At 63.4% G+C, this 26,219-nt stretch carries 23 protein-coding genes; 11 read left to right on the forward strand and 12 right to left on the reverse strand.

Features of this window, described 5'->3' with window-relative positions; genetic code table 11:
- Positions 1-2 precede the first annotated feature (2 nt).
- A complete protein-coding gene (locus B0G81_RS27860; protein WP_134139649.1) occupies positions 3-1,094 on the reverse strand; it encodes a phosphotransferase in 1,092 nt (363 codons plus the stop codon).
- A gap of 223 nt (positions 1,095-1,317) precedes the next feature.
- On the opposite strand from B0G81_RS27860, the gene B0G81_RS27865 reads away from it, so the two are divergent.
- From B0G81_RS27865 to rsmA, 4 genes are all read left to right on the forward strand, one after another.
- Positions 1,318-3,684, forward strand: coding sequence for an LPS-assembly protein LptD (locus B0G81_RS27865; RefSeq protein WP_134139651.1), 2,367 nt, complete (start codon positions 1,318-1,320; stop codon positions 3,682-3,684).
- Positions 3,685-3,751: 67 nt separating this feature from the next.
- A complete protein-coding gene (locus B0G81_RS27870) occupies positions 3,752-5,113 on the forward strand; it encodes a peptidylprolyl isomerase (RefSeq protein WP_134139654.1) in 1,362 nt (453 codons plus the stop codon).
- A 5-nt stretch (positions 5,114-5,118) separates the two neighbouring features.
- Entirely contained in the window at positions 5,119-6,129 is a 1,011-nt protein-coding gene (gene pdxA / locus B0G81_RS27875) for a 4-hydroxythreonine-4-phosphate dehydrogenase PdxA (RefSeq protein WP_134139658.1), read from the forward strand.
- Positions 6,130-6,275: 146 nt separating this feature from the next.
- Positions 6,276-7,106: a 16S rRNA (adenine(1518)-N(6)/adenine(1519)-N(6))-dimethyltransferase RsmA gene (rsmA, locus tag B0G81_RS27880; RefSeq protein WP_012431739.1), complete on the forward strand. Its 831-nt coding sequence runs from the start codon at positions 6,276-6,278 to the stop codon at positions 7,104-7,106.
- A gap of 45 nt (positions 7,107-7,151) precedes the next feature.
- Here the strand turns inward: rsmA and B0G81_RS27885 are convergent, their stop codons facing one another.
- Positions 7,152-8,087, reverse strand: a complete 936-nt coding sequence (locus B0G81_RS27885) for a DMT family transporter (protein WP_134139662.1) — start codon at positions 8,085-8,087, stop codon at positions 7,152-7,154.
- 259 nt (positions 8,088-8,346) lie between these two features.
- Here B0G81_RS27885 and B0G81_RS27890 point away from each other — a divergent pair, with 259 nt between their 5' ends.
- The 3 genes from B0G81_RS27890 (at position 8,347) to B0G81_RS27900 (ending at position 10,367) form a co-directional block, all read left to right on the forward strand.
- Positions 8,347-9,468, forward strand: coding sequence for a porin (locus tag B0G81_RS27890; protein WP_106281968.1), 1,122 nt, complete (start codon positions 8,347-8,349; stop codon positions 9,466-9,468).
- An 87-nt stretch (positions 9,469-9,555) separates the two neighbouring features.
- Positions 9,556-9,942: a lactoylglutathione lyase gene (gloA, locus tag B0G81_RS27895; RefSeq protein WP_116118980.1), complete on the forward strand. Its 387-nt coding sequence runs from the start codon at positions 9,556-9,558 to the stop codon at positions 9,940-9,942.
- 26 nt (positions 9,943-9,968) lie between these two features.
- The gene (locus tag B0G81_RS27900; RefSeq protein WP_121306646.1) at positions 9,969-10,367 is read left to right on the forward strand and encodes a hypothetical protein; all 399 of its coding nucleotides are present in this window, start codon (positions 9,969-9,971) and stop codon (positions 10,365-10,367) included.
- 82 nt (positions 10,368-10,449) lie between these two features.
- Here the strand turns inward: B0G81_RS27900 and B0G81_RS27905 are convergent, their stop codons facing one another.
- From B0G81_RS27905 to B0G81_RS27940, 8 genes are all read right to left on the reverse strand, one after another.
- Positions 10,450-11,352, reverse strand: coding sequence for a SprT family zinc-dependent metalloprotease (locus tag B0G81_RS27905; RefSeq protein ID WP_134139664.1), 903 nt, complete (start codon positions 11,350-11,352; stop codon positions 10,450-10,452).
- A gap of 44 nt (positions 11,353-11,396) precedes the next feature.
- Positions 11,397-12,155 carry a lysophospholipid acyltransferase family protein gene (locus B0G81_RS27910; RefSeq protein ID WP_106281961.1) on the reverse strand — a complete coding sequence of 253 codons (759 nt, stop codon included), beginning with the start codon at positions 12,153-12,155 and terminating at the stop codon, positions 11,397-11,399.
- A 40-nt stretch (positions 12,156-12,195) separates the two neighbouring features.
- Positions 12,196-12,750 carry a D-glycero-beta-D-manno-heptose 1,7-bisphosphate 7-phosphatase gene (gene gmhB / locus B0G81_RS27915; RefSeq protein ID WP_134139668.1) on the reverse strand — a complete coding sequence of 185 codons (555 nt, stop codon included), beginning with the start codon at positions 12,748-12,750 and terminating at the stop codon, positions 12,196-12,198.
- Between the two features lie 10 nt (positions 12,751-12,760).
- On the reverse strand, positions 12,761-14,860 hold the full coding sequence (glyS, locus tag B0G81_RS27920) for a glycine--tRNA ligase subunit beta (protein WP_134139673.1): 2,100 nt from the start codon (positions 14,858-14,860) through the stop codon (positions 12,761-12,763).
- A 15-nt stretch (positions 14,861-14,875) separates the two neighbouring features.
- Positions 14,876-15,883: a glycine--tRNA ligase subunit alpha gene (glyQ, locus tag B0G81_RS27925; protein WP_106282303.1), complete on the reverse strand. Its 1,008-nt coding sequence runs from the start codon at positions 15,881-15,883 to the stop codon at positions 14,876-14,878.
- A gap of 218 nt (positions 15,884-16,101) precedes the next feature.
- Positions 16,102-17,712, reverse strand: a complete 1,611-nt coding sequence (locus tag B0G81_RS27930) for an FMN-binding glutamate synthase family protein (protein ID WP_134139674.1) — start codon at positions 17,710-17,712, stop codon at positions 16,102-16,104.
- 216 nt (positions 17,713-17,928) lie between these two features.
- Complete coding sequence (gene mnmA, locus B0G81_RS27935) at positions 17,929-19,074, reverse strand: tRNA 2-thiouridine(34) synthase MnmA (protein WP_134139676.1); 1,146 nt, start codon at positions 19,072-19,074, stop codon at positions 17,929-17,931.
- A 58-nt stretch (positions 19,075-19,132) separates the two neighbouring features.
- Positions 19,133-19,612, reverse strand: a complete 480-nt coding sequence (locus B0G81_RS27940; RefSeq protein ID WP_134139678.1) for an NUDIX hydrolase — start codon at positions 19,610-19,612, stop codon at positions 19,133-19,135.
- Positions 19,613-19,823: 211 nt separating this feature from the next.
- Here B0G81_RS27940 and B0G81_RS27945 point away from each other — a divergent pair, with 211 nt between their 5' ends.
- From B0G81_RS27945 to B0G81_RS27955, 3 genes are read left to right on the forward strand one after another with little or no spacing between them, the layout of a single operon-like run.
- Entirely contained in the window at positions 19,824-20,966 is a 1,143-nt protein-coding gene (locus B0G81_RS27945; protein WP_116118988.1) for a Re/Si-specific NAD(P)(+) transhydrogenase subunit alpha, read from the forward strand.
- A 15-nt stretch (positions 20,967-20,981) separates the two neighbouring features.
- Positions 20,982-21,314, forward strand: a complete 333-nt coding sequence (locus B0G81_RS27950; RefSeq protein WP_134139681.1) for an NAD(P) transhydrogenase subunit alpha — start codon at positions 20,982-20,984, stop codon at positions 21,312-21,314.
- On the forward strand, positions 21,314-22,768 hold the full coding sequence (locus tag B0G81_RS27955; protein ID WP_116118989.1) for an NAD(P)(+) transhydrogenase (Re/Si-specific) subunit beta: 1,455 nt from the start codon (positions 21,314-21,316) through the stop codon (positions 22,766-22,768). The genes B0G81_RS27950 and B0G81_RS27955 overlap by 1 nt, the downstream gene beginning before the upstream one ends.
- A 114-nt stretch (positions 22,769-22,882) precedes the next feature.
- Here the strand turns inward: B0G81_RS27955 and B0G81_RS27960 are convergent, their stop codons facing one another.
- On the reverse strand, positions 22,883-23,623 hold the full coding sequence (locus B0G81_RS27960; protein WP_134139683.1) for a YafY family protein: 741 nt from the start codon (positions 23,621-23,623) through the stop codon (positions 22,883-22,885).
- Positions 23,624-23,695: 72 nt separating this feature from the next.
- Positions 23,696-24,079 (reverse strand): VOC family protein, encoded by a 384-nt coding sequence (locus tag B0G81_RS27965; RefSeq protein WP_134139685.1) that lies wholly within the window; start codon positions 24,077-24,079, stop codon positions 23,696-23,698.
- A gap of 397 nt (positions 24,080-24,476) precedes the next feature.
- Between B0G81_RS27965 and B0G81_RS27970 the strand changes: the two genes are divergently transcribed.
- Complete coding sequence (locus B0G81_RS27970; protein WP_134139687.1) at positions 24,477-25,895, forward strand: M23 family metallopeptidase; 1,419 nt, start codon at positions 24,477-24,479, stop codon at positions 25,893-25,895.
- Positions 25,896-26,219 lie beyond the last annotated feature (324 nt).

Genomic DNA, 26,219 nt, shown 5'->3' on the forward strand with positions numbered 1-26,219 from the left:
GGTCAGAAGGTGTAGCCGACTTCGTTCGCGCGGCCTTCGAGATCGTCGAGGAGCTTCGCGAACGGACGCAGCGGGGCATAGCGCTCGGCGACCTTGCGCGCGTAGCCGATGAAACGCGGCAGGTCTTTCATGTAGTGCGGCTTACCGTCGCGATAGTTGATCCGGCAAAACAGGCCCAGCACCTTGATGTGCCGTTGCAGGCCCATCCATTCGATCTGGCGGTAGAACTCGCCGAAATCGGGATCGACCGGCAGGCCGGCTTTTTTCGCCCGTTCCCAGTAGTACACGAAGCAATCCAGCTCGAACTCTTCGTCCCAGCTCAGGAACGCGTCGCGCAACAGCGAGGCGACGTCGTAAGTGATCGGGCCGTACACCGCGTCCTGGAAGTCCAGCACGCCGGGGTTCACCGGATTCGGTTCGGCGGCGATCATCAGATTGCGCGGCATGAAGTCGCGCAGCATGAACACTTGCGGCTGCGCGCGGGCGCTCGCGATCAGCAGCGCAAAGGTGCGATCGAGCACGCCACGGATTTTTTCGTCCGCTTGTTCGTCCGTCCCGCGGCCCAGATGGCGGCCGAGGAACCACTCCGGCATCAACTCCATCTCGCGGCGCAGGAAGGCTTCGTCGAACGGCGGCAGTACGTCTTCGCGCGAGGTGAGTTGCCAGCGGATCAGCGCGTCGAGCGCGTCGCGCATCAGCGAGCGGGCGCGACGCGGGTCGTCCGCGTTCTGCGCTTCGGTCAGCGCGCCGAGGTACGAGGCCGTGCCCAGATCGGTGACGAGCATGAAGCCGGCCTCGAAATCGACCTCCAGCACGCGCGGCACGTGCACGTCGGCGGACGCGAGCAACTGCGCGACCTGCACGAATTCGCGGCACTTTTCGGGTGGCGGGGCGTCGACGGCGATCAGCGTGCCGTTGCTTTCGCCTTCCGCCGCCTTACCGGCGAGCCGGAAATAGCGGCGAAAACTGGCGTCGGACGAAGCCGGAACAAGTGTGTCGAGCTCGAGCGAATAACGCGCCGCGTGGCCTTTCAGCCAGGCTTTGAGCAGGTCGAGACGGGTATCGGTGGAGTCTTGGAATGGGGGCAGCGTCATGAAAACCGGCGGCAAATTCAGAGGGGCAACGTCTTGCCATATAATACCCCACGACTTTTTTGACGCGGCTCACGCCAGCTTTTCGCGTATTCCGCTTTACCGCCCGCATCATCGTTCAACAGATTGTAAATATTGATGTGCAGCCGACTGTCACGGTCGGGATGTGCAGGCGGTGGACCGTGACTGCAGATGCTGACGGACGAGCCGATTCGCCAAACGATACATGCCGCCTAGACAGCTTTCCCAAACGACTCCCTCTTGTGCTGTTGTGCCGCGCAAAAGGCGGCTCGTCGCGGCGTTGATCGCCGTTCCGGGCCTGATGCCCGCGCTTGCGCACGCCCAGCTGGTGGGGGAAGCCGCGCAGCCGCAACCTATCGACGCGCCCTGGGGCATGCAACTCGCCCCGCAGCTTGAAGACCATCCGTTGCAGACGGGCCAGAAGCCAGCCACGTTCGTGCTCGGCGACGCGACCACCGGCACCAGCGACCAGGACATGGCCGCCAAGGGCTCGGCCGAGGTGCGCCGCAATACGGTCGTGATCAAGGCCGACGCGCTGCACTACGACCAGGACACGGACATGGCCGATGCGTACGGCCAGGTCCACGTGGTCAACAACGGCAGTTCGTTCGTCGGCCCGGAAGCGCACATGCGCGTGGATTCGAGCGAAGGTTTCATGACCGCGCCGAAGTACCACTTCAACGTGACGGGCGGCTCGGGCAGCGCGGAGCGCGTCGACCTGCTCGACAACGAGCGCTCGGTGTTCACGAAGGGCACCTACACGGCCTGCGCGTGCGCGGACGATCCGGCCTGGTACATCCGGGGCAGCGAGTTCGATTTCGACACCGGCGCGGACGAAGGCGTCGCCCACAACGGCGTGCTGTTCTTCCAGGGCGTGCCGGTGTTCGCTTCGCCCTGGCTGTCGTTTCCGCTTTCGGGCGAGCGGCGCAGCGGGGTTCTGCCGCCCACGTTCTCGCTGAGTTCGTCGAACGGCTTCGAACTGTCGGTGCCGTATTACTTCAATATCGCGCCGAATCGCGATCTGACGGTGACGCCGCGTGTGATCTCCAAGCGCGGCGTGCAGTTGCAGTCCACGTTCCGTTATCTGTCGCCCACGTATTCCGGCTCGATCACCGGCGAGTTCCTGCCGGACGACCATCTGACCAAGACCAACCGCTACGCGCTGTATATCCAGCACAACCAGAACTTCGGCAACGGGTTCGGCGGCTACATTTACTACAACAAGGTTTCGGACAACACGTATCCGGAAGACCTGTCGTCGTCGGTCAGTCAGTTCATGAACGGTACCCAGCTCCTGTATCAACAGGAAGCCGGGTTGACCTACAGCAACGGTCCGTGGTCTGTGCTCGCGCGTGAACAGCACTGGCAGACGCTGGCGCCTTCAACGGCGCCGTACGGCCGCGAGCCGCAGTTGAACGTGAAGTACGCGAAGTACAACGTCGGCGGCTTCGACTACGGCGCGGAAGCCGACTACACGAATTTCAGCATCACCACCGCGGACAAGACCGAAGGTCAGCGGGTGATGTTCAACCCGTACCTTGCGTATTCCGTGGTCGGGCCGGGTTACTTCGTCACGCCAAAGGTGCAGTGGCACTTCGCGTCGTACAACCTGCGCAATATTCACGACGACGTGCCGATCGGCACGCCGAAGAACTTCACCGAATCGATCCCGACGTTCACCTTCGACACGGGCCTGATCTTCGACCGTTCGGTGCGCATCTTCGGCCAGGATTACATCCAGACGCTCGAGCCGCGCCTGTATTACGTGTACACGCCGTATCGCAATCAGGAGTCCGCGCCGCTGTTCGACACCGCCGACTCCGACTTCGGCCTGGCGGAAATCTTCACGCCGAACACCTTCGTCGGCAATGACCGGATCGCCGACGCGAACCGCCTGACGGCCGCTCTCACCACGCGCTTCATCGACGCGGCCACGGGCGACGAGCGGGCGCGTTTCGTGATCGCGCAGCAGTACTATTTCCAGGACCAGCGCGTCACGCTGCAGCCTACGCAGACCAGCACGCAGGCCACGCATTCGGACCTGATCGCGGGTGCGTCGTTCAAGCTCGGCGCCGGTTTCGCTTCGGAAACGGCGTTCCAATATAATGCCGACAACAACCAGTTGGTGAAGACGAGCATCGGCTTCGGGTTCAGTCCCGCCACCGGCAAGGTGATCAACGTCGGGTACCGTTACACCCGCGCGAACACCACGCTGGACAACCAGCCGATCAATCAGGTGCTGATCTCGGGGCAATGGCCGCTCACGCATCGGGTGTTTGGCGTGGGCCGCTTCAATTACGACCTGGGCGGCCACCGCATCGTCGACGGTCTGGTCGGCCTGCAGTACGACGCCGATTGCTGGACGCTCGGCGCCGGGATCCAACGCTACGCGAACGGTCTGAACACCTCGGGGCAGAATCAGTCGAGCACGCGGTTCCTCGCGCAGTTGACGTTCAAGGGCTTGTCGAGCGTCGACAACGGGCTGATGAGCGCATTCCGCGCCAGCGTGGCGGGCTATACGCCGTTGCCGCCGCCGCCGCCGCCGGAATCGCGTTTCACCAATTACGAATGACGCTCGCCCGATCATTTATAAAGTGCGAAAAGACGGGCCAGGCGCGCCCGACATCATTGGAGTATCTGTGGCAATCATGAAAAAGCTTCGCTTGGCAACGCTTGCGGCCGGTCTGGCCGCCGCGGCGTCTTTCCTGTCGGTCGCGCCGGTGCAGGCGCAGGCGCTGGGCGGCAGTAGCGGCCAGACGGTCGACACCATTGCCGCAGTGGTCAACAACGGTGTCATCACGCGGCGCGAACTCGACGAACGCATGAGCCTGATCACCCGCCGCCTGAACCAGCAGAACGCGCCGGTCCCGCCCATGGACCAGTTGCGTCAGCAGGTGCTCAACCAGATGGTGCTGGAACGCATCCAGTTGCAGAAGGCGAAAGAAGACAACATCAACATCGACGACGCCACCGTGCAGAAAACGCTCGAACGGCTGGCCGCGGCGAACAACCTGTCGCTCGACGTGTACCGCTCGCGCATCGAGGCGCAAGGGGTGCCCTGGAGCACGTTCACCAGCGACGCGCGCACTGAACTCACGCTCTCGCGCCTGCGCGAGAAGGAAGTGGACAGCAAGGTCACGGTGTCGGACGCCGAAGTCGCGAACTACATCGCCAGTCAGCGTGGCCCGAACGCCGGCGCGACGAGCGACCTGCATCTGCAGCACATTTTCCTGAAGGCGCCGTTGAACGCGTCGGAGACGGATATCGAAGCGGCGCAGCAGAAGGCCCAGGCGTTGCTCGCCGAAGCCAGGGGCGGCGCCAATTTCGACAAGCTGGCGAAGTCGAATTCGCAGGCGCCGGATGCATCGAAAGGCGGCGATATCGGTTTCGTTTCGCCGTCCAAGCTGCCGGCTGAAGTCGTCAAGGCTGTCTCGACGATGCGTCCCGGCGAAGTCAGTCCGGATCTGATCCGCACCAACGACGGTTTCGAAATCGTGCGTCTGGTCGATCGCCGTGCGGGTCAGGGCACCAGCTCGGACGCACCGAAGCTCGTGCAAACGCATGTGCGCCACATTCTGCTGCGCGTCGGCGACGGCATGTCGGAACCGCAGGCGCGTCAGAAACTGCTTGAAATCAAGAAAGAAATCGCTGCAGGCGGCGACTTCTCGAAATTCGCGCATACTTACTCGCAAGACGGTTCGTCGTCGCAAGGCGGCGACCTCGGCTGGATCAGCCCGGGCGAGACGGTGCCGGAATTCGAGCGCGCCATGAACAACCTGCAGGACGGCCAGATCAGCGATCCGGTCCGCAGCGAATACGGCTATCACCTGATTCAGGTGCTGGGCCGCCGCGAATCCGAGGGTTCGGTTTCGCAGCAGATGGATCTGGCGCGCCAGGCCATCGGTCAGCGCAAGGCGGAACAGGCCTACGCCGACTGGTTGCGCGAACTGCGCGACACCGCGTATGTGGAAGTGAAGCCCACTCTGTCGAGCACGCAATAACCGTCATGACAAGCGCCACCCAGTCCGCCCGCCCACCGTTGCAGATCGCGATCACGACCGGCGAGCCCGCCGGCGTCGGTCTGGAATTGACGGTGCAGGCGCTGGCGGGCGCGGCGGCGCATTGGCCCCACGCGCAGTTCACCGTGCTGGGCGACGCCGACCTGCTCGCCGAACGCGCGCGCGTCGTGGGCGTGGACTGGAGCGCGCTGGTGGCGGACGGCAAGCGCGTGCGCCTGCAGCACCGGCCGCTCGGAGCGCCCGCCGTTGCGGGCAAGCTCAACGCGGCCAACGGCCGCTACGTGCTCGACCTGCTCGACAGCGCGATCGACGGCGCGGTAGCCGGCACGTTCGACGCGATCGTCACCGCGCCGCTGCAAAAGAGCACCATCAACGATGCCGGCGTGCCGTTCACCGGTCACACCGAATATCTGGCCGAGCGCACGCATACGCCGCGCGTGGTGATGATGCTGGCCGGCACGGGCAAGCGGCCGTTGCGGGTCGCACTGGCGACCACGCATCTGCCGCTCAAGGATGTGTCCGCCGCGTTGTCCATCGAAGGTATTGTCGAGACGCTGCGCATTATCGATCACGATTTGCGGCATCACTTCGGCTTGCCGGCGCCGCGCATCCTCGTGACGGGGCTGAATCCGCACGCGGGCGAGAACGGCTATCTGGGCCGCGAGGAAATCGAGGTCATCACGCCGGCGCTGAAGCTCGCGGAGGCTCAAGGCATCGACGCGCGCGGTCCGTACCCGGCCGACACGCTGTTCCAGCCGCGCTATCTGGATGAGGCCGACTGCGTGCTGGCTATGTTCCACGACCAGGGCCTGCCGGTGTTGAAGTACGCCACGTTCGGCGAAGGCATCAATGTCACGCTCGGTTTGCCGATCATCCGCACCTCGGTCGATCACGGCACCGCGCTCGATCTGGCCGGCACGGGCCGTGCCGACGCGGGCAGTCTGATCGCCGCGATCGAGACGGCGGTGTCGATGGCGCAGCACCGCCGCGCGGGCTGATTCGGCGCTGTCGCGCGGCCTGTGCGCGGCGTCTCGCTGGTATCCTGCCGCTAGCTATGTGTGCGGCATGGCGAGCGCGTCGAGCAAGTGCTCGCCGCTCAGCCAGTTCCTTTTCTTAAGCAGTTCTCTTTCTTAGCGTTTCTTCGATGTCCACCAGCAGACAGCAACAGGGCCGGCACCAAGGTCATATCGCGCGCAAGCGTTTCGGTCAGAACTTTCTGGTCGACATGGGCGTGATCGATTCGATCGTCGATGTCATCCGGCCGCAACGCGGCGAGCGTATGGTCGAGATCGGGCCGGGACTCGGTGCGCTCACCGAACCGTTGATCGAGCGTCTGGCCACGCCGGAAGCGCCCTTGCACGCCGTCGAACTGGACCGTGATCTGATTGGCCGTCTGAAGACGAAATTCGGCGGCCTGCTCGAACTGCACGCCGGCGACGCGCTCGCGTTCGACTTCGGCTCGCTGGCCGCGCCAGGCGAGAAAGCGTCGCTGCGCATTGTCGGCAACCTGCCGTACAACATTTCGAGCCCGCTGCTGTTTCATCTGACGTCGTTCGCGCACCGCGTGATCGATCAGCACTTCATGTTGCAGAACGAAGTGGTCGAGCGGATGGTGGCGGAGCCGGGCACCAAGGCGTTCAGCCGTCTCTCGGTGATGCTGCAATACCGCTACGTGATCGACAAGCAACTCGACGTGCCGCCCGAAGCATTCAACCCGCCGCCAAAAGTGGATTCGGCGATCGTACGGATGATCCCGTACGAGCTGCACGAGTTGGCGCCGGTGGACGAGCGCGTGCTCGGCGAAGTGGTGACGGCCGCGTTCTCGCAGCGTCGCAAGATGTTGCGCAACACGCTCGCCGCGTATCGTGATTCGGTGGATTTCGAGGCGCTTGGGTTCGACCTGCAACGCCGCGCCGAAGACGTGCCGGTCGACGAATACGTGCGGGTGGCGCAGATCGTGGCGGCCAAAGCCTAGGCCTTGGCGGAGTAGCGAGACTGCGGTCTCGAATGACGCGATGCTCTAGCCCGTCACGCGCTTCGCCGGTGCGTTGACCAGCGCAATGCCGGTCAACACCAGCACCGCGGCCATGAGAAAGCGCAGACTGAACGACTCGCCGAGCAGCAGTACGCCGAAGGTCACGCCGAACAGCGGCGTGAGAAACGAGAACACCGACAGGCGCGACGCGATATAGCGCGTCAGCAACCAGAACCACAGCAGATAGCTGACGAACGCCACGATCACCGCCTGATAAGCGAGGCTCACCACGGTCAGCGGCGTGACGGTTTCGACATGTGCCTGGCCGAGTCCGAGCGCAAGCGCGAGCAGCACCACCGCCGACACCACCAGTTGATAAAACAGCGTCTTGCTGGCGCTCGATTGAGCGAGCCGCGTGGCGCGCACCACCACGGTTGTCGCGGCCCACGTGATGCCGCCCAGCACCCCAAGCGCGTCGCCCGCGACACCCGCGAGCAATGAGCCGCCGGCGGTGCGGCCGTGCAGGAACCCGTCCGCGAAGGCGAGCGAGATGCCTGCGAACGCCACAACGATACCGGCCCACTGAATCCGCCGCATGCGCTCGCCGTCGACGAACCAGTGCAGGCCAAGCGCCGTGAAGCAAGGTGCGGTGTACAGAAAGACCGCCATGCGCGACGCGCTGGTCAGCGTCAGGCCGAGAAAAATGCACACGAACTCGCCCGCGAACAGCACGCCCGCGAGCAGGCCGGCGCCCAAGGTGCCGTCGTCGCGAAAGAGCGGCGTGCCGCGTGAGCGCGCCCAGGCCCACACCAGCACCGACGCAATCGCCGAACGCAGGCCGGCCTGGAAGACCGGCGGCACTGTCGCATTGGTGCTTTTGATCGCGACTTGCTGGAGGCCCCAGATCGCGCACAGGCCGATCATCAGCAGGATGGCGAAGCTATCCGGGGCGCGGCGTGCGGGCAGGGCGGAGGTGCTCATGGGCGGTGTCGAGTCGGAAACAGCTCGTACGATAGCAAACCTGCCCAAGCCGCCCGCCGATGACCCCATTGGCTACGCGTGCTTCTTTCAGCCCGCAAGCGAGGCCGCAAGCGTTTTTGCCGACTTAACAACACCTGCGTCAGACTAATTTCGCACGGCCCGCGTTTCGCGCTAAGGTTCTGCCACTAACGTTTTGTCAGGGAAATTCCAAGCAGACGAACCCGATCCGCGCGACGCGGAGCCTGTACGAGGAGAAGCTATGAAGAACGTAGGCAGGTGGGCAGCGGTCGCGGTACCCGCGGCATTGGCGTCGTTGGGGTGTCAGTGGGCGCACGCGCAATCCAGCGTGACGCTGTACGGCGTGGTCGACGAAAGCGTGCGCTACCTGACTCACGTCAACAAGGCCGGCGATTCGTCGATCGGACTCGGCACGGGCGGCATGACGCAAAGTCGCTGGGGGCTGAAGGGCGTCGAGGATCTCGGCGGCGGCTGGTCTACTTTCTTCAAGCTCGAAAACCGCATCTACATCAACAGCGGCCAAAGCGATCCCACGCTGCCGTTCTTCAATGAAGCACAGGTCGGCGTGCGATCGGATTCATACGGCCAGATCATCCTCGGGCGGCAGTACAACGTCGTGATCGAAGGGGTCACGGTGGCCGGCTACGGCAGCAATTGGTGGATCCCGTACGACTTCAGTTTTCAACCTGAAATCACCATGACGGGCGGCATCTGGACCAGTAACCAGGTGCAATATCAGGCGAGATATAACGGCTTCACATTCGCGGCCGGCTACGCATTCGGCGGCAACGCGGGCAATTCTTATGGCAGTCAGATCGGCGCGGCCGCGGCTTATAAGCCGGTAGGCGGTCCATTCAGCCTCGGCGGCGCGTACGAAGTGTCGAAAGATTCGGTCAACGGCGCGGCCGCGAAGACATGGACATTCGGCGGCGCGTACACGTGGAATCTGACGCGATTTTCCGCCGGCTACATCGTCAATCAGAACGACGCGGGCTTTTCGAATTTTGCCAACGGGCCATTTACCGCGCCTGTGCTGGCGGCGCTCAAGTACACGGACTTCGCGCGGCGCCGCATGATCATGGGCGGCATCTCGCAGCAGGTCAGCAATAAATGGCACTTCGCCGCGAACGTCTGGCGCACCTTGCAGGACGGCAAGTCCGCCGCGCAGGACGGCTCGGCCTGGCAATATCAACTGGTCGCCGACTACAACCTGTCCCGCCGCACCGACGTCTACGTGGAAGGCGATTATTCGCTGTACCGCGGCGGTCTGATCGGTGCGCAACTGCAGGGCGTCAACGGCGTGGGGCTCGCGCAGAAGGGCTCGCAGATCGGCCTGATGGCAGGCTTGCGGCATCAGTTCTGAGTACTGATTCAAAGTGGCGCGCCCTGCAACGCCGCGGGATTCCGGGTACATTGACGGTCTCGTTACCACGCAACAGGGAGTGCACAAATGCGCCTGCTTCACACCATGCTTCGGGTCGGCGACCTGGACCGTTCGATTGCCTTCTACACCGAATTGCTCGGCATGAAACTGCTGCGCCGCGAAGACTATCCGGACGGCAAATTCACGCTGGCATTCGTCGGTTACGAAGATGAACGCGACGGCACCGTGCTCGAACTCACCCATAACTGGGACACGCCTTCGTATGATCTCGGCACCGGCTTTGGCCACCTCGCCGTCGAAGTGGAAGACGCCTACGCCGCCTGTGACAAGATCAAGGCACAAGGCGGCACGGTCGTGCGCGAAGCCGGCCCGATGAAACACGGCACGACCGTGATCGCTTTCGTCACAGACCCGGACGGCTACAAGATCGAGTTCATCCAGAAGAAGAAATAAGGCCGGCGGCAGGGCGAGGTCAAAGAATGAATAACATCAATCCCTACTTCAAGGAACTCGACGAGATCCACGTCGAAATTCAGGCCCTGTTCGACGGTTCCGCCGATGAAGGCGCGCTGCAGCGAATCATGGCGCGCTTCGCTCCGCAATTCACGCTGGTCATGACGTCGGGCGTCGCACTGGATCACGCCGGCGTGCGCGAGATTTTCTCGAAGCTGCACGGCGCGCGTCCAGGCTCGCAAATCACGATCCGCGACAGGGAGATCGTCGCCGAATATCCGTCCGGGGCGGTGTTGAAATATCGCGAGTATCAGCGCGACAGTTCCGGCAACGCGAACGTGCGGCGCTCCACGGCGGTGATGGATCTCGACGCGCACGGCAAGGTGACGTGGCGTCATCTGCAGGAAACCTTGTGCTCAGAATGAGCTGAAGTGTGTGACAAACCGGCGCTTCGGTTTGAAATCGAAGCGCCGGTTTTCAAGGCGTGAAAAAGGCGTGAAAAAGGCGTTAAAGCGTAGGCAGCATTTCCGGCGGATGCGACTTCAGCGTCTGCCGCGCTTCGCGAAACTCCGGAAAAATCGATTCCACTGTTTGCCAGAAGCGCGGGCTGTGATTCATTTCACGCAGATGCGCGAGTTCGTGCGCGACGACGTAATCGATGATGGAAAGCGGGAAGTGGATCAGCCGCCAGTTCAGGCGAATCTTGCCGTCACTCGAACAACTGCCCCAACGCGTCGCCGCTGACGAGAGCGCGTACGCGCGATAGTTTACGCCCAGTTTCTCCGCGTAAATCGCGAGGCGCTCGCCGAATAGCCGCTTCGCCTCACCCTGCAGCCAGCCTTGCACGCGATCCTTGATCTGCTGCGGATCCGCCTGCAAGGGCAGCGGCACTTGCAGCGCTGCCTCTTGTGCGCTGAACGCGAGCATGCCTTGCGGCGCGCCGAGTTTCACTCGCACGGGCTGACCGAGATACGGCACTTCGGCGCCATCTTTCCAATCGACCTTCGGCAACGCGCGTTGTTCGACACGCGTCTGCCACTCGATCAGTTTCGTGAAAATCCAGCGCTGCTTTTCGGTGATCGCGGTTTCGATATCGGCGAGCGTGACCCAGCGCGGCGCGGTGATCGTGAGACCCGTGCTGTCGATCGCGAAACCGATCGAGCGGCGCGCCGAACGCTTGAGGGCATAGTGGAGCGTGCGTGAGCCGATCGCGAGACTGCGCAGCTTGCTGCCATCCGGCGCAAGCGGCACGGCCGGCTGCTGGCCGCCTGGCGAGTTCTGCGAAGCGCCCGGCGTCGGTGCGGAAGGTGACGGGGACGACGACGTCGACCCCGGCTCGGCGAAGAGCGGGAGATCGAGTTGCCGGTTATCGAGCGCCGCAGCGGGCTGCGGCGTAGGAAACTTCTGCATCGGATTCGGCTTCGCGCAAATACGCCTTCGAGGGCGTGGGCGCGTCAGATTGGTGCGGCGGCGGAACTGCTTTCCGCCGCGCGGTACGCAGTAGGATCGATGCGACGCATTTCAGCTTCGATCCACTGTTCGACGCGCGTGTTCACTTCATCGGGCGTGAGCCCCGTCGTCTCGATCGGCTTGCCGATCGACACTGTGACTATACCCGCATATTTGAGAAACGAGTTGCGAGGCCACACACGTCCTGCGTTGTGCGCGATCGGCACGACCGGCGCGCCGGTGGCCGTCGCGAAACGCGCACCGCCGGTTTTGTACTTTCCTTGCTTGCCGGTGGGCGTGCGCGTGCCTTCCGGAAACATGATGACCCAGGCGCCTTCGGCCATGCGCGCATTGCCTTGCCTGATCACCGACTCGAACGCGTACTTGCCTTCCTTGCGATCGATATGAACCATCTTCAGCATGCCGAGCGCCCAACCGAAGAAAGGCACGTACAGCAGCTCGCGCTTGAACACGTAGCACAGCGGCCGAGGCATCAACGCCGGAAATGCCAGCGTTTCCCAGGCCGATTGATGCTTGGAGAGCAGTACGGCGGGACCATCGGGCAGATTCTCGAAGCCTTCGATGTTGTAGCGGATACCGTTGAGCCAGCGCACCGTATGCAGCGTCGCGCGGCACCAGCCGGCCGCCATCCAGTAGCGGTTGTCGGCGCGCATGAACGGGAATGCGATGAAGCATGCAGTCGCGTACGGCACCGTGAACAGAACGAAATAGATCAGCAGAAGCAAAGAACGAATGAAGCGCATCGGCGTGGTCAGTGAGGGTTGGGGACGCGCGCGGCGCGCGTCACTCTTGGGCGTCGGCGAGGAAGTCGAGCGCGAAGGCACGCAGGTCGTCGTGGACGATCGTACCGTTGGGCAAGCCGCCGGCATCCAGCGTTTTGCGGCCCTTGCCGGTCAGCACCAGATGAGGCGGATGGCCGAGCGACGCGCCTGCTTGCAGATCGCGCAGAGAGTCGCCGACCACCGGCGTGTGCTCCGGATCGACCTCGAAACGCTCGTTGATCATCTTCAGCATGCCGGGCTTCGGCTTGCGGCACTCGCAGTGATCTTCCGACGTATGCGGGCAGAAGAACACCGCGTCGATGCGCCCGCCGACCGCCGCCGCCATGCGATGCATCTTCAGATGCATCGCGTTGAGCGCGTTCATATCGAACAGGCCGCGGCCGATGCCCGACTGATTGGTGGCGATCGCCACGCGATAGCCGGCCTGGTTCAGACGCGCGATGGCTTCGAGCGAACCGGGCAGCGCCACCCATTCGTCCGGCGACTTGATGAACGCGTCGGAGTCGACGTTGATCACGCCGTCGCGGTCGAGGATCACCACTTTTTTTGTCGGCATGGCTGGGGGCTCAGGCGGCGAGTCGGGAAATGTCGGCGACGCAATTCATCTGCTGATGCAGTGCGCCGAGCAAGCCCAAACGGTTGGCGCGCAACGCCGGATCTTCGGCATTGACCATCACGTCGTTGAAGAATGTGTCGACCGGTTCGCGCAACGCGGCGAGCGCGGTTAGCGCGCCCGTGTAGTCGCGTGCGGCAAGTTGCGATTGCACACGCGGCGCGACCTGTTCGAGTTGCGCGTGAAGGGCTTTTTCCGCCGCCTCGACGAGCAGCGTGACCTGCACGCCGCCGGTCGCCGCGCCTTCCGACTTCTTCAAAATGTTCGAGATGCGCTTGTTGGCCGCCGCGAGCGAGGCCGCTTCCGGCAACGCCGCGAATTCACGCACGGCATCCAGCCGCGCGACGATGTCGTCGAGACGCGTGGGGTTCAGCGCCAGCACCGCGTCGATTTCGCCCGGCGCGTAGCCGCGTTCGCGCAGCAGGCCGCGCAGACGGTCCATGCTGAACTCGTAAATGGCTTGCGTCGAATCGGTCACGTTCGGCACTGCGGCGAATTGCGCATAAGCGGTGCGCAGCAGTTCGACGAGATCGACCGGCAGTTGCTTCTCCACCAGAATGCGCAGCACGCCGAGCGCGTGACGACGCAACGCGAACGGGTCTTTCTCGCCGGTGGGTTGCAGGCCGATGCCCCAGATGCCGACCAGCGTTTCAAGCTTGTCGGCCAGCGCGACGACGGTGCCGGTCGCGGTGGCCGGCAATGCATCGCCTGAGAAACGCGGCTGATAATGTTCCGAGCACGCGAGCGCGACTTCTTCCGGCTCGCCGTCGTGGCGGGCGTAGTACGTGCCCATGGTGCCTTGCAACTCGGGGAATTCGCCCACCATGTCGGTGATCAGGTCGGCCTTGGCCAGACGCGCGGCGCGCTTCGCGAGCGCCACGTCCGCGCCGATCAGTTCGGCAATCGCACCGGCCAGCGCTTCCACTCGCTCCACGCGTTGCAGCGCCGAGCCCAGCTTGTTGTGATACACGACGTTCGCGAGCAGCGGCACGCGATCCGCGAGCGGCTTCTTCTTGTCCTGCTCGAAGAAGAACTTCGCGTCCGCCAGACGCGGACGCACCACGCGTTCGTTGCCTTCGACGATATCGCCCGGCGTGGACGTTTCGATGTTCGACACGATCAGGAAGCGCGAGCGCAGCTTGCCGTTCGCATCGGTCAACGCGAAATATTTCTGGTTGGTCTGCATGGTGAGGATCAGGCATTCCTGCGGCACTTGCAGGAACTCCTCCTCGAAACGGCACGCGTACACCACCGGCCATTCGACCAGCGACGTCACTTCGTCCAGCAGCGATTCCGGCATCACCACCTGATCGCCGTCGGCTTGCGCGAGCAGTTGCGTGCGGATGGTTTCCTTGCGGTCGGCGAAATTCGCCACCACGTGGCCTTTGTGCAGCAGCGTTTCGGCGTACGAGTCCGCATGCTGGATCTGCACGAAACCTTCGGACAGGAAACGATGGCCGAGCGTGGTGTCGTCGGCGTCGATGCCGAGCGCGCTCACCGGCGCGACCTGTTCGCCATGCAGCGCGGTCAGCCGATGCGCCGGACGCACGAACTGCACGTTGGTGCCGTCCGGGCGCTGATACGTCATGAACTTCGGGATCGGCAGCTTGGTGAGCGTTTCGTCGAGCGCGCTTTGCAGGCCGTCGGCGAGCGTGGCACCGGGTGCGGCATAGCGCAGGAAGAAGGCCTCGGCCTTGCCGTCCTGCGCGCGCTCCAGGTCGTTCACCGAAAAATCGGGGAAGCCGAGCGCGGCGAGTTTCTTGGCGAGCGGCGCGGTGGGCTGGCCGTCTTTATCCAGCGCGACGGAAACCGGCAGCACTTTCTCGCGTACGTGTTTTTCCGGCGCGACCGCGCGCACGTTCTTGATCGTGACAGCGAGGCGGCGCGGCGTGGCATAACGTTCGAACGACAGTTCGCCTTCGACCAGGTCGCGCGCCGCGAGGCGCTGCGCAATGCCTTCCGCGAAGGCGTCGCCGAGACGCGCGAGCGCTTTCGGCGGCAGTTCTTCGGTCAGCAGTTCGACGAGCAGGGTAGCTTGGTGGGGTTGAGTCATTTCTTGATGTTCTCGTCAGTCCGGATCGATCTTGCGTTCGACTTTCAGCGGCGGCGCCCAGGCGGGCATCGCGGCGTCCTGCTCGTCGGTCGTGAGGCCGGGCACGCCGTGCACCGGATTGCCGAGCATCGGGAAGCCGAGCTTTTCTCGCGAATCGTAGTAGGCCTGCGCGACCAGCTTCGACAGCGCGCGAATGCGGCCGATGTATGCCGCGCGCTCCGTGACCGAGATGGCGCCGCGCGCATCGAGCAGGTTGAACGTGTGGCCGGCCTTTAGCACGAGCTCATAGGCGGGCAACGCGATCTGCGCTTCGATCATGCGCTTCGCTTCGGCCTCGTAGCTGTTGAAGATCGAAAACAGCAGTTCGACGTTCGCGTATTCGAAGTTGTAGGTGGACTGTTCGACTTCGTTCTGGTGGTACACGTCGCCGTAAGTGAGGCGACGCAGTTCCGGGCCGTTCGGGCCTTGCTCTTCCCACTCGGTCCAGACGAGGTCATAGACGTTCTCGACCTTCTGCAGATACATGGCGAGACGTTCCAGCCCGTACGTGATTTCGCCGAGCACCGGCTTGCAATCCAGACCGCCCACTTGCTGGAAGTACGTGAACTGGGTCACTTCCATACCGTTCAGCCACACTTCCCAACCCAGACCCCAGGCGCCGAGCGTGGGATTTTCCCAGTCGTCCTCGACGAAGCGCACGTCGTTCTGCTTCAGGTCGAAGCCGAGAGCTTCGAGCGAGCCGAGGTACAGTTCGAGGATATTTTCCGGCGCCGGCTTGAGCACCACCTGGTACTGATAGTAATGCTGCAGACGGTTCGGGTTCTCGCCGTAGCGGCCGTCTTTCGGACGGCGCGACGGTTGCACGTACGCGGCGCGCCACGGCTCGGGGCCGACCGCGCGCAGGAACGTATGGACGTGGGACGTGCCCGCGCCGACTTCCATGTCGATCGGCTGGAGCAACGCGCAACCCTGCTTGTCCCAATAGGACTGCATTGTCAGGATGATTTGCTGAAACGTGAGCATGAAGTGCCTTTCGGGCATGAGGCCGCGCCGTGAGCGCCGAAGCGCGCGGGGCTGGCCGTGGAGCGAAGTGCTAAACCGTAGATTTTAACGGAAAGGGAGGGGGGTGTCCGTTTTGCGGGGTCGGACGGGAGTTCAAGCGTGCTCCAGCCGGCAAAGGGCCGCGCGTGGCGGCCCTTCGTCTTCGGTCGTGCGTCTTGCAGGCCATGTCGGCCGCCGGCTCAGGTCGCCGCCAACTCCACCTTCGGCGAGAACGAATCGCTCTGCGCCATCGGCCAGTACTTCTCAAATAACGAGTAGCGATGGTTGCCGTTGAGCAGATCGTCCGGTTCGAGATACTTCAGCAGTTCCGACATCAACCGCACTTCATGCGACGACACGCGCCGCACGATGTGATGCGCGCGCAGTTCCGCCGGATGCTTCAGCCCCGCAGCCTGAATGATCTCCTTCAGCGCGTGCAGCGTGTTGTGATGGAAGTTGAACACGCGGTCGGACTTGTCGAGAACCGCCAGCGCGCGCTGGCGCACCGGGTCCTGCGTCGCGACGCCGGTCGGGCAGCGCCCCGTGTGGCAGGTCTGCGCCTGGATGCAGCCGACCGCGAACATGAAGCCGCGCGCCGCGTTGACCCAATCCGCGCCGATCGCGAGCGTCCTGGTGATGTCGAAAGCGGTGATCATCTTCCCGCTCGCGCCGATACGAATACGTTGCCGCAAGCCGATGCCGACTAGCGTGTTGTGCACCAGCAGCAGACCCTCTTGCAACGGCACGCCGACGTGATCGGTGAATTCGAGCGGCGCCGCGCCCGTGCCGCCTTCCGCGCCGTCCACGACAATGAAGTCCGGCAGGATGCCCGTCTCCAGCATCGCCTTGGCAATGCCGAAGAACTCCCACGGATGTCCGATACACAGCTTGAAGCCGGTCGGCTTGCCACCCGACAGCGTGCGCAGCCGGTCGACGAATTCGAGCAGGCCGCGCGGCGTCGAGAACTCGGAGTGCGTGGCCGGTGAGATGCAGTCGCGGCCCATCGGCACGCCGCGCGTCTCCGCGATTTCCGGGGTGATCTTGGCGGCCGGCAGCACGCCGCCGTGACCTGGCTTCGCGCCTTGCGAGAGCTTCACCTCGATCATCTTCACTTGCGGCTCGGCCGCCTGCTTCGCGAACTTCTCCGCGCTGAAGCTGCCGTCGTCGTTGCGGCAGCCGAAATAGCCCGAAGCGATTTCCCAGATGATGTCGCCGCCGTGCTCGCGGTGATACTTCGACATGGAGCCTTCGCCGGTGTCGTGCGCGAAATTGCCTTTCTTCGCGCCGAGGTTCAGCGCCATGATCGCGTTCGCCGACAGCGAGCCGAAGCTCATCGCCGAGACATTGAAGATCGACATGGAATAAGGCTGCGCGCGATCCGGTCCGACGACGATGCGGAAGTCGTGATTCTCGAGCGTGGTCGGCGCGAGCGAGTGGCTGATCCATTCGTGCGCGGTGGCTTTGACGTCGAGCTCGGTGCCGTACGGGCGGCTGTCGACGTCGTTCTTCGCGCGCTGATAGACGATGCTGCGCTGGGCGCGTGAGAACGGTTTTTCGTCGGTGTCGCCTTCGACGAAATACTGGCGGATTTCCGGGCGGATGAATTCGAACAGAAAGCGGAAGTGGCCCCACAGCGGATAGTTGCGCAGGATCGCGTGGCGCTGCTGCGTCAGGTCGAACAGGCCGAGCGCGACCAGCGCAAGCGGCACGATGATCCAGAACCATGAGATGTGATGCGTGTCGGCCAACGCCGCGCAGACAGCGAACAGCACGGCTGCGCACCACATGGCCAGATAACGTCGAGAAAACATGGGAACTCCAGTGCAGTGAGGATCGTCACGGCGGGATCGCCAGCGCTGCCGGCACAGACGGAATCCGCCGCGAAGGAAAACGAACGACTGCTTGTTATGGTGAAGCTAGTTGCGGCAGGAAGAGCGAGCGCGTGGATGCCACGCGCCGCGCAGGTCGAAACGTGAAGTTGCGACGTGTGGCGCCACGCTGTGTTGCCGCGCGATCGGACGCGAAGCTCAACGGGCGTTCAGCAACGCCGCTTTTTGCGGCTCGCGCGCGACCGGCTGTCCGGTGACCGCATGTTCGATGATGCCGCCGCCGAGGCACACGTCGCCATCGTAGAGCACCGCAGATTGCCCCGGTGTGACAGCCCATTGCGCCGCGTCGAAATTCAGCTCGAAGAGACCTTCGCCGCTGCCCGCGCTGCTAAACGTGCACGGCGCATCCGCTTGCCGGTAACGGGTCTTCGCGGCGCACGCGAAACCGTCCGCCGGCGGCTCGCCCGCCACCCAGCTCGTGTTGCCTGCGGACAGCGTATGGCTGAGCAGCCACGAGTGATCGTGGCCTTGGGCGACATACAGCGTGTTCGACGGAACGTCCTTGCCGGCCACGAACCACGGCTCGCCGCTGCCGTCCTTGCTACCGCCGAGGCCGATGCCCTTGCGCTGGCCGAACGTGTAGAACGCGAGGCCGATGTGTTCGCCGACCACTTTGCCGTCGGTGGTTTTCATCGGGCCGGGCTTGGTCGGCAGATAGCGGTTCAGAAAGTCGCGGAACGGCCGTTCGCCGATAAAGCAGATGCCGGTCGAGTCTTTCTTCTTCGCATTGGGCAACGCGATCTGCTCGGCAATTTCGCGTACTTTGGTTTTCGGAATCTCGCCGAGCGGAAACAGCGTCTTCGACAACTGCGCCTGATTCAACCGATGCAAAAAATACGACTGGTCTTTCGTATGGTCGAACGCCTTCAGCAGCTCGAAGCGGCCGTTGTTCTCGCGCACGCGCGCGTAGTGGCCGGTCGCGATGGTCTCCGCGCCGAGCGACATGGCGTGATCGAGGAACGCCTTGAACTTGATTTCGGCGTTGCAGAGCACGTCCGGATTCGGCGTGCGGCCGGCCGAGTATTCGCGCAGGAATTCGGCGAACACGCGGTCCTTGTATTCCGAGGCGAAGTTGACCGCTTCGACGTCGATGCCGATCAGGTCCGCCACCGAAACCACGTCGATCCAGTCCTGCCGCGTCGAGCAGTATTCGCTGTCGTCGTCGTCTTCCCAGTTTTTCATGAACAGGCCGACCACGTCGTAGCCCTGTTCCTTCAGCAGCCATGCGGTAACAGACGAATCGACGCCGCCCGACATGCCTACTACGACTTTCTGCTTGCTCATAAGATGCTCACTGGGTGCTGCGTGACTTCATGGATCGTGGGTTGGCCGCGCGTTGCGGCTATCTTTTCGGCCCGACCGAATGCGTGTGCACGAAGTCGAGCGGGAAACGCCGGCCCGCGAGGTAATCGTCGAGACATTGCATGACGAGCGGCGTGCGGTGCCGTTCCGGACAGGCGCGCAATTCGTCGGCGCTCATCCACAACGCGCGGACGATGTCGGGGTCGAGGGCGCGCTCTGGATCAGCTTCGCCGCCCACGCCGCAATAGGTGAAGCGCAGGTAGGTGACGCCCTCGCTGCCGGGCCGCTCGAAATGGGTCATATACATGCCCACCAGCGCCTCGGGCGCAAACGGATGGGCCGTTTCCTCAAGCGTTTCGCGGATCACCGCTTCCACCAGCGTCTCGCCCGCTTCCAGATGGCCGGCGGGCTGGTTCAGGCGCAGGCCGTCAACGGTATGTTCCTCCACCACGAGAAAGCGCCCGTCACGCTCGACGATGGCCGCTACGGTGACGTGCGGCAGCCAGGTTTCCGGTTTCATGGGTGCGCATTTTACCGGTTATGGGCCTCGCCTGCCGGGAAGCGGGCGGCGCGCGGTCTGGCCGACCCCGTCCGCCGGGCACCCCCGGATTGTCCCCGATTTCTGCGCACCCCCCTCTTTCGGTTAAAGTGAGGCGTTAGCCGTTGCACCTGCAAGCCGGCGTGCCTCGTCGGCCGATCTGTCGTAAAACAGGAAGTCGAGGAGGAACAAGATGCACATCGGAGTGCCAGCCGAGACGCGCGCGCACGAAACCCGCGTCGCCGCGACGCCCGAAACGGTCAAGAAGTATGTGACCCAGGGCCACCGGGTCACGATCCAGAGCGGCGCCGGCACCGGCGCCAGCTTTCCAGACGATGCCTTTACGGCCGCCGGCGCGGAGATCGTCGACGCGGCGACCGCTTTCGGCGCCGATCTCGTCCTGAAGGTCCAGTCGCCGACCGATGCCGAGTTGCCGCTGCTTAAACGCGGCGCGACGCTGGTCGGCATGCTCGATCCGTTTAATACCGAAAACTCATCAAAGCTGGCAGCGGCGGGCGTCACGGCGTTCGCTTTAGAGGCCGCGCCGCGCACCACGCGCGCACAGAGCCTCGATGTTTTGAGCTCGCAGGCGAATATCGCGGGGTACAAGGCGGTTCTACTGGCCGCCACGCTTTATCCGCGCTTCATGCCGATGCTGATGACCGCCGCCGGCACCGTGAAGGCGGCCCGCGTGCTGATTCTCGGCGCAGGTGTGGCCGGTTTGCAGGCGATTGCGACCGCCAAGCGCCTGGGCGCGGTGATCGAAGCCTCCGATGTGCGTCCTGCCGTAAAAGAGCAGATCGAATCGCTCGGCGCCAAGTTTCTCGACGTGCCCTACGAAACCGACGAGGAACGCGAAGCCGCGCAAGGCGTCGGCGGCTATGCACGGCCGATGCCGCCTTCCTGGCTCACGCGTCAGTCCGCGCTGGTCCACGAACGCGCCAAACAGGCCGACGTGGTGATTTCCACCGCCCTGATCCCGGGACGCGCGGCACCGACGCTGATCTCGGTCGACACCGTGCAGGCGATGAAACCCGGCTCGGTGCTGGTCGACCTCGCAGCCGGACGCGGTGCTGAATACGAAGGCCAGCGCGGCGGCAACTGTCCGCTCACCGAGACGGACAAGGTTGTCATCAAGCACGGCGTGACGATCGTCGGTTATACGAATCTGGCCTCGATGGTGCCTGCCGACGCGTCGTCGCTCTACGCACGCAACCTGCTCGACTTCCTCAAGCTGATCATCACGAAGGAAGGCGCCCTGAACATCGATCTCGCGGACGATATCGTCGCGGCCACGTTGCTGGCCCGTGACGGCGAAGTCACGCGCAAGGCCTAAGAGGAGAGTGCGGACATGGAAGTCATCAACCACACCGTCATCAATCTGATCATCTTCGTGCTGGCGATCTACGTCGGCTACCACGTGGTCTGGAACGTCACGCCCGCGCTGCACACGCCGCTGATGGCGGTGACCAATGCGATCTCGGCGATTGTGATCGTCGGCGCGATGCTGGCCGCGGGGCTCACTTTGGGCACACCCGGCAAGTTCTTCGGCACGCTCGCGGTCGCGCTCGCGGCAGTGAACGTGTTCGGCGGCTTTCTCGTCACCCGGCGAATGCTGGAGATGTTCCGCAAGAAAGAGCCGAGGAAGCTGATCGCAGACAAATCGGCCAAGGAGAACGCGTAATGAGTCTGAACGTCGTCACGCTGCTTTATCTGGTCGCGTCGGTCTGCTTCATTCAGGCGCTCAAGGGGCTGTCGAATCCGAAGACGGCGCGCATCGGCAACACTTTCGGCATGGCGGGGATGGCGATCGCGATCCTCACGACCATCGCGCTGATTGTCAGGCAGGCTAATGGGCTCGGTTCGAATCTCGGATTGGGGCTGGGTCTGCTGCTGGTTGCGCTGGTGGTCGGCGGTGCGGTCGGCGCGTTCGTCGCGGCTCGCGTCGAGATGACCAAGATGCCGGAACTGGTCGCGGCCATGCACTCGCTGATCGGTCTTGCCGCTGTGTGTATTGCGTATGCGGTGGTGTCTGAGCCGGCCGCGTTCGGTCTTGTTGATCCGGAGAACACCGCGCCAGGCTTCCTGCCTTACGGCAATCGCGTCGAGCTGTTCATTGGCACGTTCGTCGGCGCGATTACGTTCTCGGGTTCGGTGATTGCGTTCGGCAAGCTGTCGGGCAAGTACAAGTTCCGGCTGTTCCAGGGCGCACCGGTCGTGTACGCCGGACAGCATCTGATCAACCTGCTGCTTGCGCTCGCGATGCTCGGCTTCGGCGTGATCTTCTTCCTCACGCAATCTTGGCTGCCGTTCATCATCATGACGCTGATCGCGTTCGTGCTCGGCGTGCTGATCATCATTCCGATCGGCGGCGCGGATATGCCGGTGGTGGTGTCGATGCTGAACTCGTACTCGGGCTGGGCGGCGGCGGGCATCGGCTTCTCGCTGAACAATCCGATGCTGATCATCGCGGGCTCGCTGGTGGGCTCGTCGGGTGCGATTCTGTCGTACATCATGTGCCGTGCGATGAACCGCTCGTTCTTCAACGTGATTCTCGGTGGCTTCGGCAATGAGCCGGGCGCGGCTGCGGCGGGCGGGTCGGCGGAGCAGCGTCCGGTGAAATCCGGCTCCGCGGATGATGCGTCGTTCATGCTCGGCAATGCTGAAACCGTGGTGATCGTGCCGGGTTATGGTCTGGCCGTCGCGCGCGCACAGCACGCGTTGAAGGAGTTGACCGACAAGCTGGTGGAGAAGGGCATCGAGGTGAAGTACGCGATTCACCCTGTGGCTGGACGGATGCCGGGTCACATGAACGTGCTGCTCGCCGAAGCCGAAGTGCCGTACGACATGGTCTACGAAATGGACGACATCAACGGCGAGTTTGGTCAGGTCGATGTAGTGCTGGTGCTCGGCGCGAACGACGTGGTGAACCCGGCGGCGAAGACCGATCCGAAGTCGGCGATTGCGGGTATGCCGATCATCGAGGCGTACAAGGCGCGCACGGTGATCGTCAACAAGCGCTCGATGGCCGCAGGCTACGCCGGGCTCGACAACGACCTGTTCTACATGGACAAGACGATGATGGTGTTCGGCGATGCGAAGAAGGTGATCGAAGATATGGTGAAAGCGGTGGAATAACCGCATGCTCAAAGTTCGCGGCCCGCCTTGCAAGCGGCCGCGAACCGCTGGCTTGTCTGCTGGAATCCTCGCGCTCAAAGGCGGTTTGGTCTCCACCGGTTCGATACAGCGGCCCTATCGCGGCTTCGCATTCACATGCCGCAACAGGTCTGCAAGCCGCCTTCCTTCCTGATCCGGATACTGTTCGAGCAGCTGAAGATTCTCGATCTTCTCCAGCCCGAAATTGCGGAAATCGCCGCGCAATTCACACCACGCTCCAAGCGTCCAGCGCGCGCCCCAATAGGCGAGAGCGAGCGGCCAGACGCGGCGCTCGGTCGCCGCGCCGTTCATATCGACGTAGGCAAAGCTCACCACATGCCGCGTGTCGATCGCGCGGTGCAGCGCGTCGAGCTGCGCGGAAAAATCCCCTTTGATGTGAAACGACGGCGCGAAGACGGCGAGCCTTTCCAATGCCGCGCGCTTGTCGGCGGGCATGGCCGAGGCGATCTTGGCGAGCGCCCCGCGCGCGCCGCCCGCAAAGCCGGCGCCGCCCCACGATTCGAGCATGCGCGCGCCCGCAGCGAGCGCGGCCAGTTCGTCGGCGGTGAAGGTGAGCGGCGGCAGGCTTGCCGTGCGGCTCAGCCGGTAGCCGATGCCGGCCTCGCCTTCGATCGGCACCCCTGACAGTTGCAGGTCGCGCACGTCGCGATAGACCGTGCGCAGCGAGATGTGCAGCCAGTCGGCAAGTTGTTGCGCGGTGGTCAGCCGCCGTCCGCGCAGCAGTTCGGCGATCTGAAACAGGCGGTCGGCGCGGCGCGTCATCGTGGGCGTCTTGTAGAAGAGGACGGGGACAGTTCCGCGATGATAGCGCCGCATGCCGCGCTCCGGTCGGCGTTCGCGCGCGGGCGCTCAGCCACCGCGGCGCACGAACGTGGTGTTGCGTTGCGTTTAGCCGTTGGTCTGCGAATGCAGGCCGAGGCGGTTGCCTTCCGTGTCGGTGAAGAACGCGATATAGCCGATGTCTTGCGGCAGCTTGATCACCGGGCCGTCGGTCTTGCCGCCGGCTTGCTCGACGCGCGCGAGGGCGGCGTCGACGGTCGGCTGCGCGTTCAGATAGACGAGCACGCCGTCGCCGGCGGGCGTCATCGACGGACTATGGACGATCGCGCCGCCGGTGGCCGGTTCCTCGTAGCCGAACACGGCGATCGGCTGGCCGCCGATTTCCTGGACATTCAGTTTGATGTCGAGCGCCGCTTCATAGAAACGGACGGCGCGATCGAAATCGACGGACGGAATCTCGAACCACGCAACAACTTTGGATGATGCGGACATGTCACTCTCCTATGGATGGCGGTAAGCCGTGCAAAGCGCCGGATGGCGTGAGAAGGAGTGTGCGGGGGTGCTACTGACAGCGTGGTGTCAGTAGGAGATGGCAGGAGCGATGAACGCGGCGGTGACTAGTCCGATGGAGAAACGGCTTTCTCCCCAGTAGCGCACGCCACATCAGCAAAGCGCGGTTGTTCGTCGCGCTGCCCGCTTTTAGGACGAATGCCATGTTTTTTGTAAAAGCCTACCGGTAACCTGACTGCTTCTGTTGTCGGGCTGTGCTCTCCGATGCCGCAACCTTCCCTGGTTGCAAGCTCATCTGTTCCGCACCATTTCCAGGTGTCAACGCACCTTCGTTCAAGCCCGCGGCGTTCTGTTTTCAACCGCGAGATTCCTACGTGATGTGGTTTTTCTACGTAACATCCTCGCGCGCGAGCAGGTCAACTCCATTGACATGAGCCATGCGGCTCACGTCAAACGCAAATTCCCGCTGGTTGCATCCGCGAGTGCTGTCTTGCTCGGCGGCACCATGGTCGTGTTGGGCGCGCCTGTCGCGTCGGGTGCTGCGGCGAAGACGCTCCGCCAGGCCGCATCGGCCGGTACGGAAGGTTTTGCAGTGGAGCGGGACATGCTGGGCGCGCATCCGTTTTTGTCGAACCGTACCGCGGTCCCGGCGCCGCTTGCCCGCGCTCTGGTTCAATCCGGTGGCACTCAAACACGGCCTCTCATAGAAGCCGATTTGCATGCAAAGCCAGCCTTCGTGTTATCGCCAGGCGAGTCCGTTCTCGTATCGATTTGCCGCGCGAAACCGGGCATGTGCGATCCGCATGTGGCTGGTGTGGCAACGGCCACGGCGGTCATACATGGATGGGCAGGGCGGGTTGTAGTGCAGCCGACGAGGCCGGGCGCTCAGAGCATTGCCGACGTCAGCGGCGGCACGCTTTCCGCAGCAAGCTCGCTCGTGATGCCGACTGCCGATGTCGGCACCTACACCGGCCAGATCAAGGGCAGTTTGCACGATACGTGGGTGGCAGCCGGACTGCCTCCGGATCTGATCGCGCAACTGCGGCGGATCTTTGCGGGACGCCTCGACGAGTCGACTCGTGCTCAGCCGGGTGACGGCTATCGCATCGTCTATGGACCTACGGGCAGCGCTGGAACCGCCTCACAACGCAAGCGTGTGAGTGCCGTCGAAATCACCTTGGCAGGACACACGTACAGCGCGGTCTGGTTCGTGGCGCCAGGGCACACGGATGGCGATTATTTTTCGTTCGATGGCGCGCGCCTCGCGGCGCAGCCCTTCGCGATGCCGCTGAACTATGTCCGCATCAGTTCGCCTTTCGGTTATCGCATTCACCCGGTGACGGGCGAGCATTTGTTCCATACCGGCGTGGACTTGACCGCGCACGTGGGTACGCCGGTCGTTGCCGCATCTGCGGGGACGGTGCAATTCATCGGCGCCGATGGCAGCGGCTACGGCAAGCACGTGGTGTTGCGCCACGCGCAGGGTTATACGACGTACTATGCGCATCTTTCAGCCTTCTCCAGTGGTTTGCGAGTTGGCTCGCACGTGAGTGAAGGGCAGCAACTGGGTGCAGTGGGACAGACCGGCGTGACGACCGGTCCACATCTGCATTTCGAGGTGCGGCTGAACAACGAGCCAACCGATCCACTCAAGTTGACGAGCCGTTTCAGTGCGGCTCCGTTAGCGGCTCGTGATCGCGCGGCTTTCGATCGTGTTGCAGGCATTGCGCGAGAGCAGTTGGCGTCGCTGCCTGCTGCGACACGTAGCGCATCGATCGCACCGCCTGCGCGCGGATAATGCAGAAGTGCTGATCATCCGCAGTGCCTTGCAGTGGAGATGCGTTTGCGCGCAGCGACACGCCGCTGCGTGTTCGACGCTGCCTGCTTAAAAAACGCCCGACTACGGCGGGCGCAATTCGTTCGCGACCAATGGATGACGGCGCTCGGGGAAGCGCCTGATCGCGTTACGAGGAGCACGGTTTTCGGCTCATCCAAATTCAGAGTACTCACTGACTGATCGAAAAGCAATCAAGTGCGCAAACAGTTTGCAGACCGATCTTTGGACATTTCTTTACGGCGATTTTCATTCAGCCGCTAATCGCGTTCACCGTACTTGTGGGCT

It is taken from the genome of Paraburkholderia sp. BL6665CI2N2 (assembly GCF_004366535.1).
Taxonomy (GTDB): Bacteria; Pseudomonadota; Gammaproteobacteria; order Burkholderiales; family Burkholderiaceae; genus Paraburkholderia.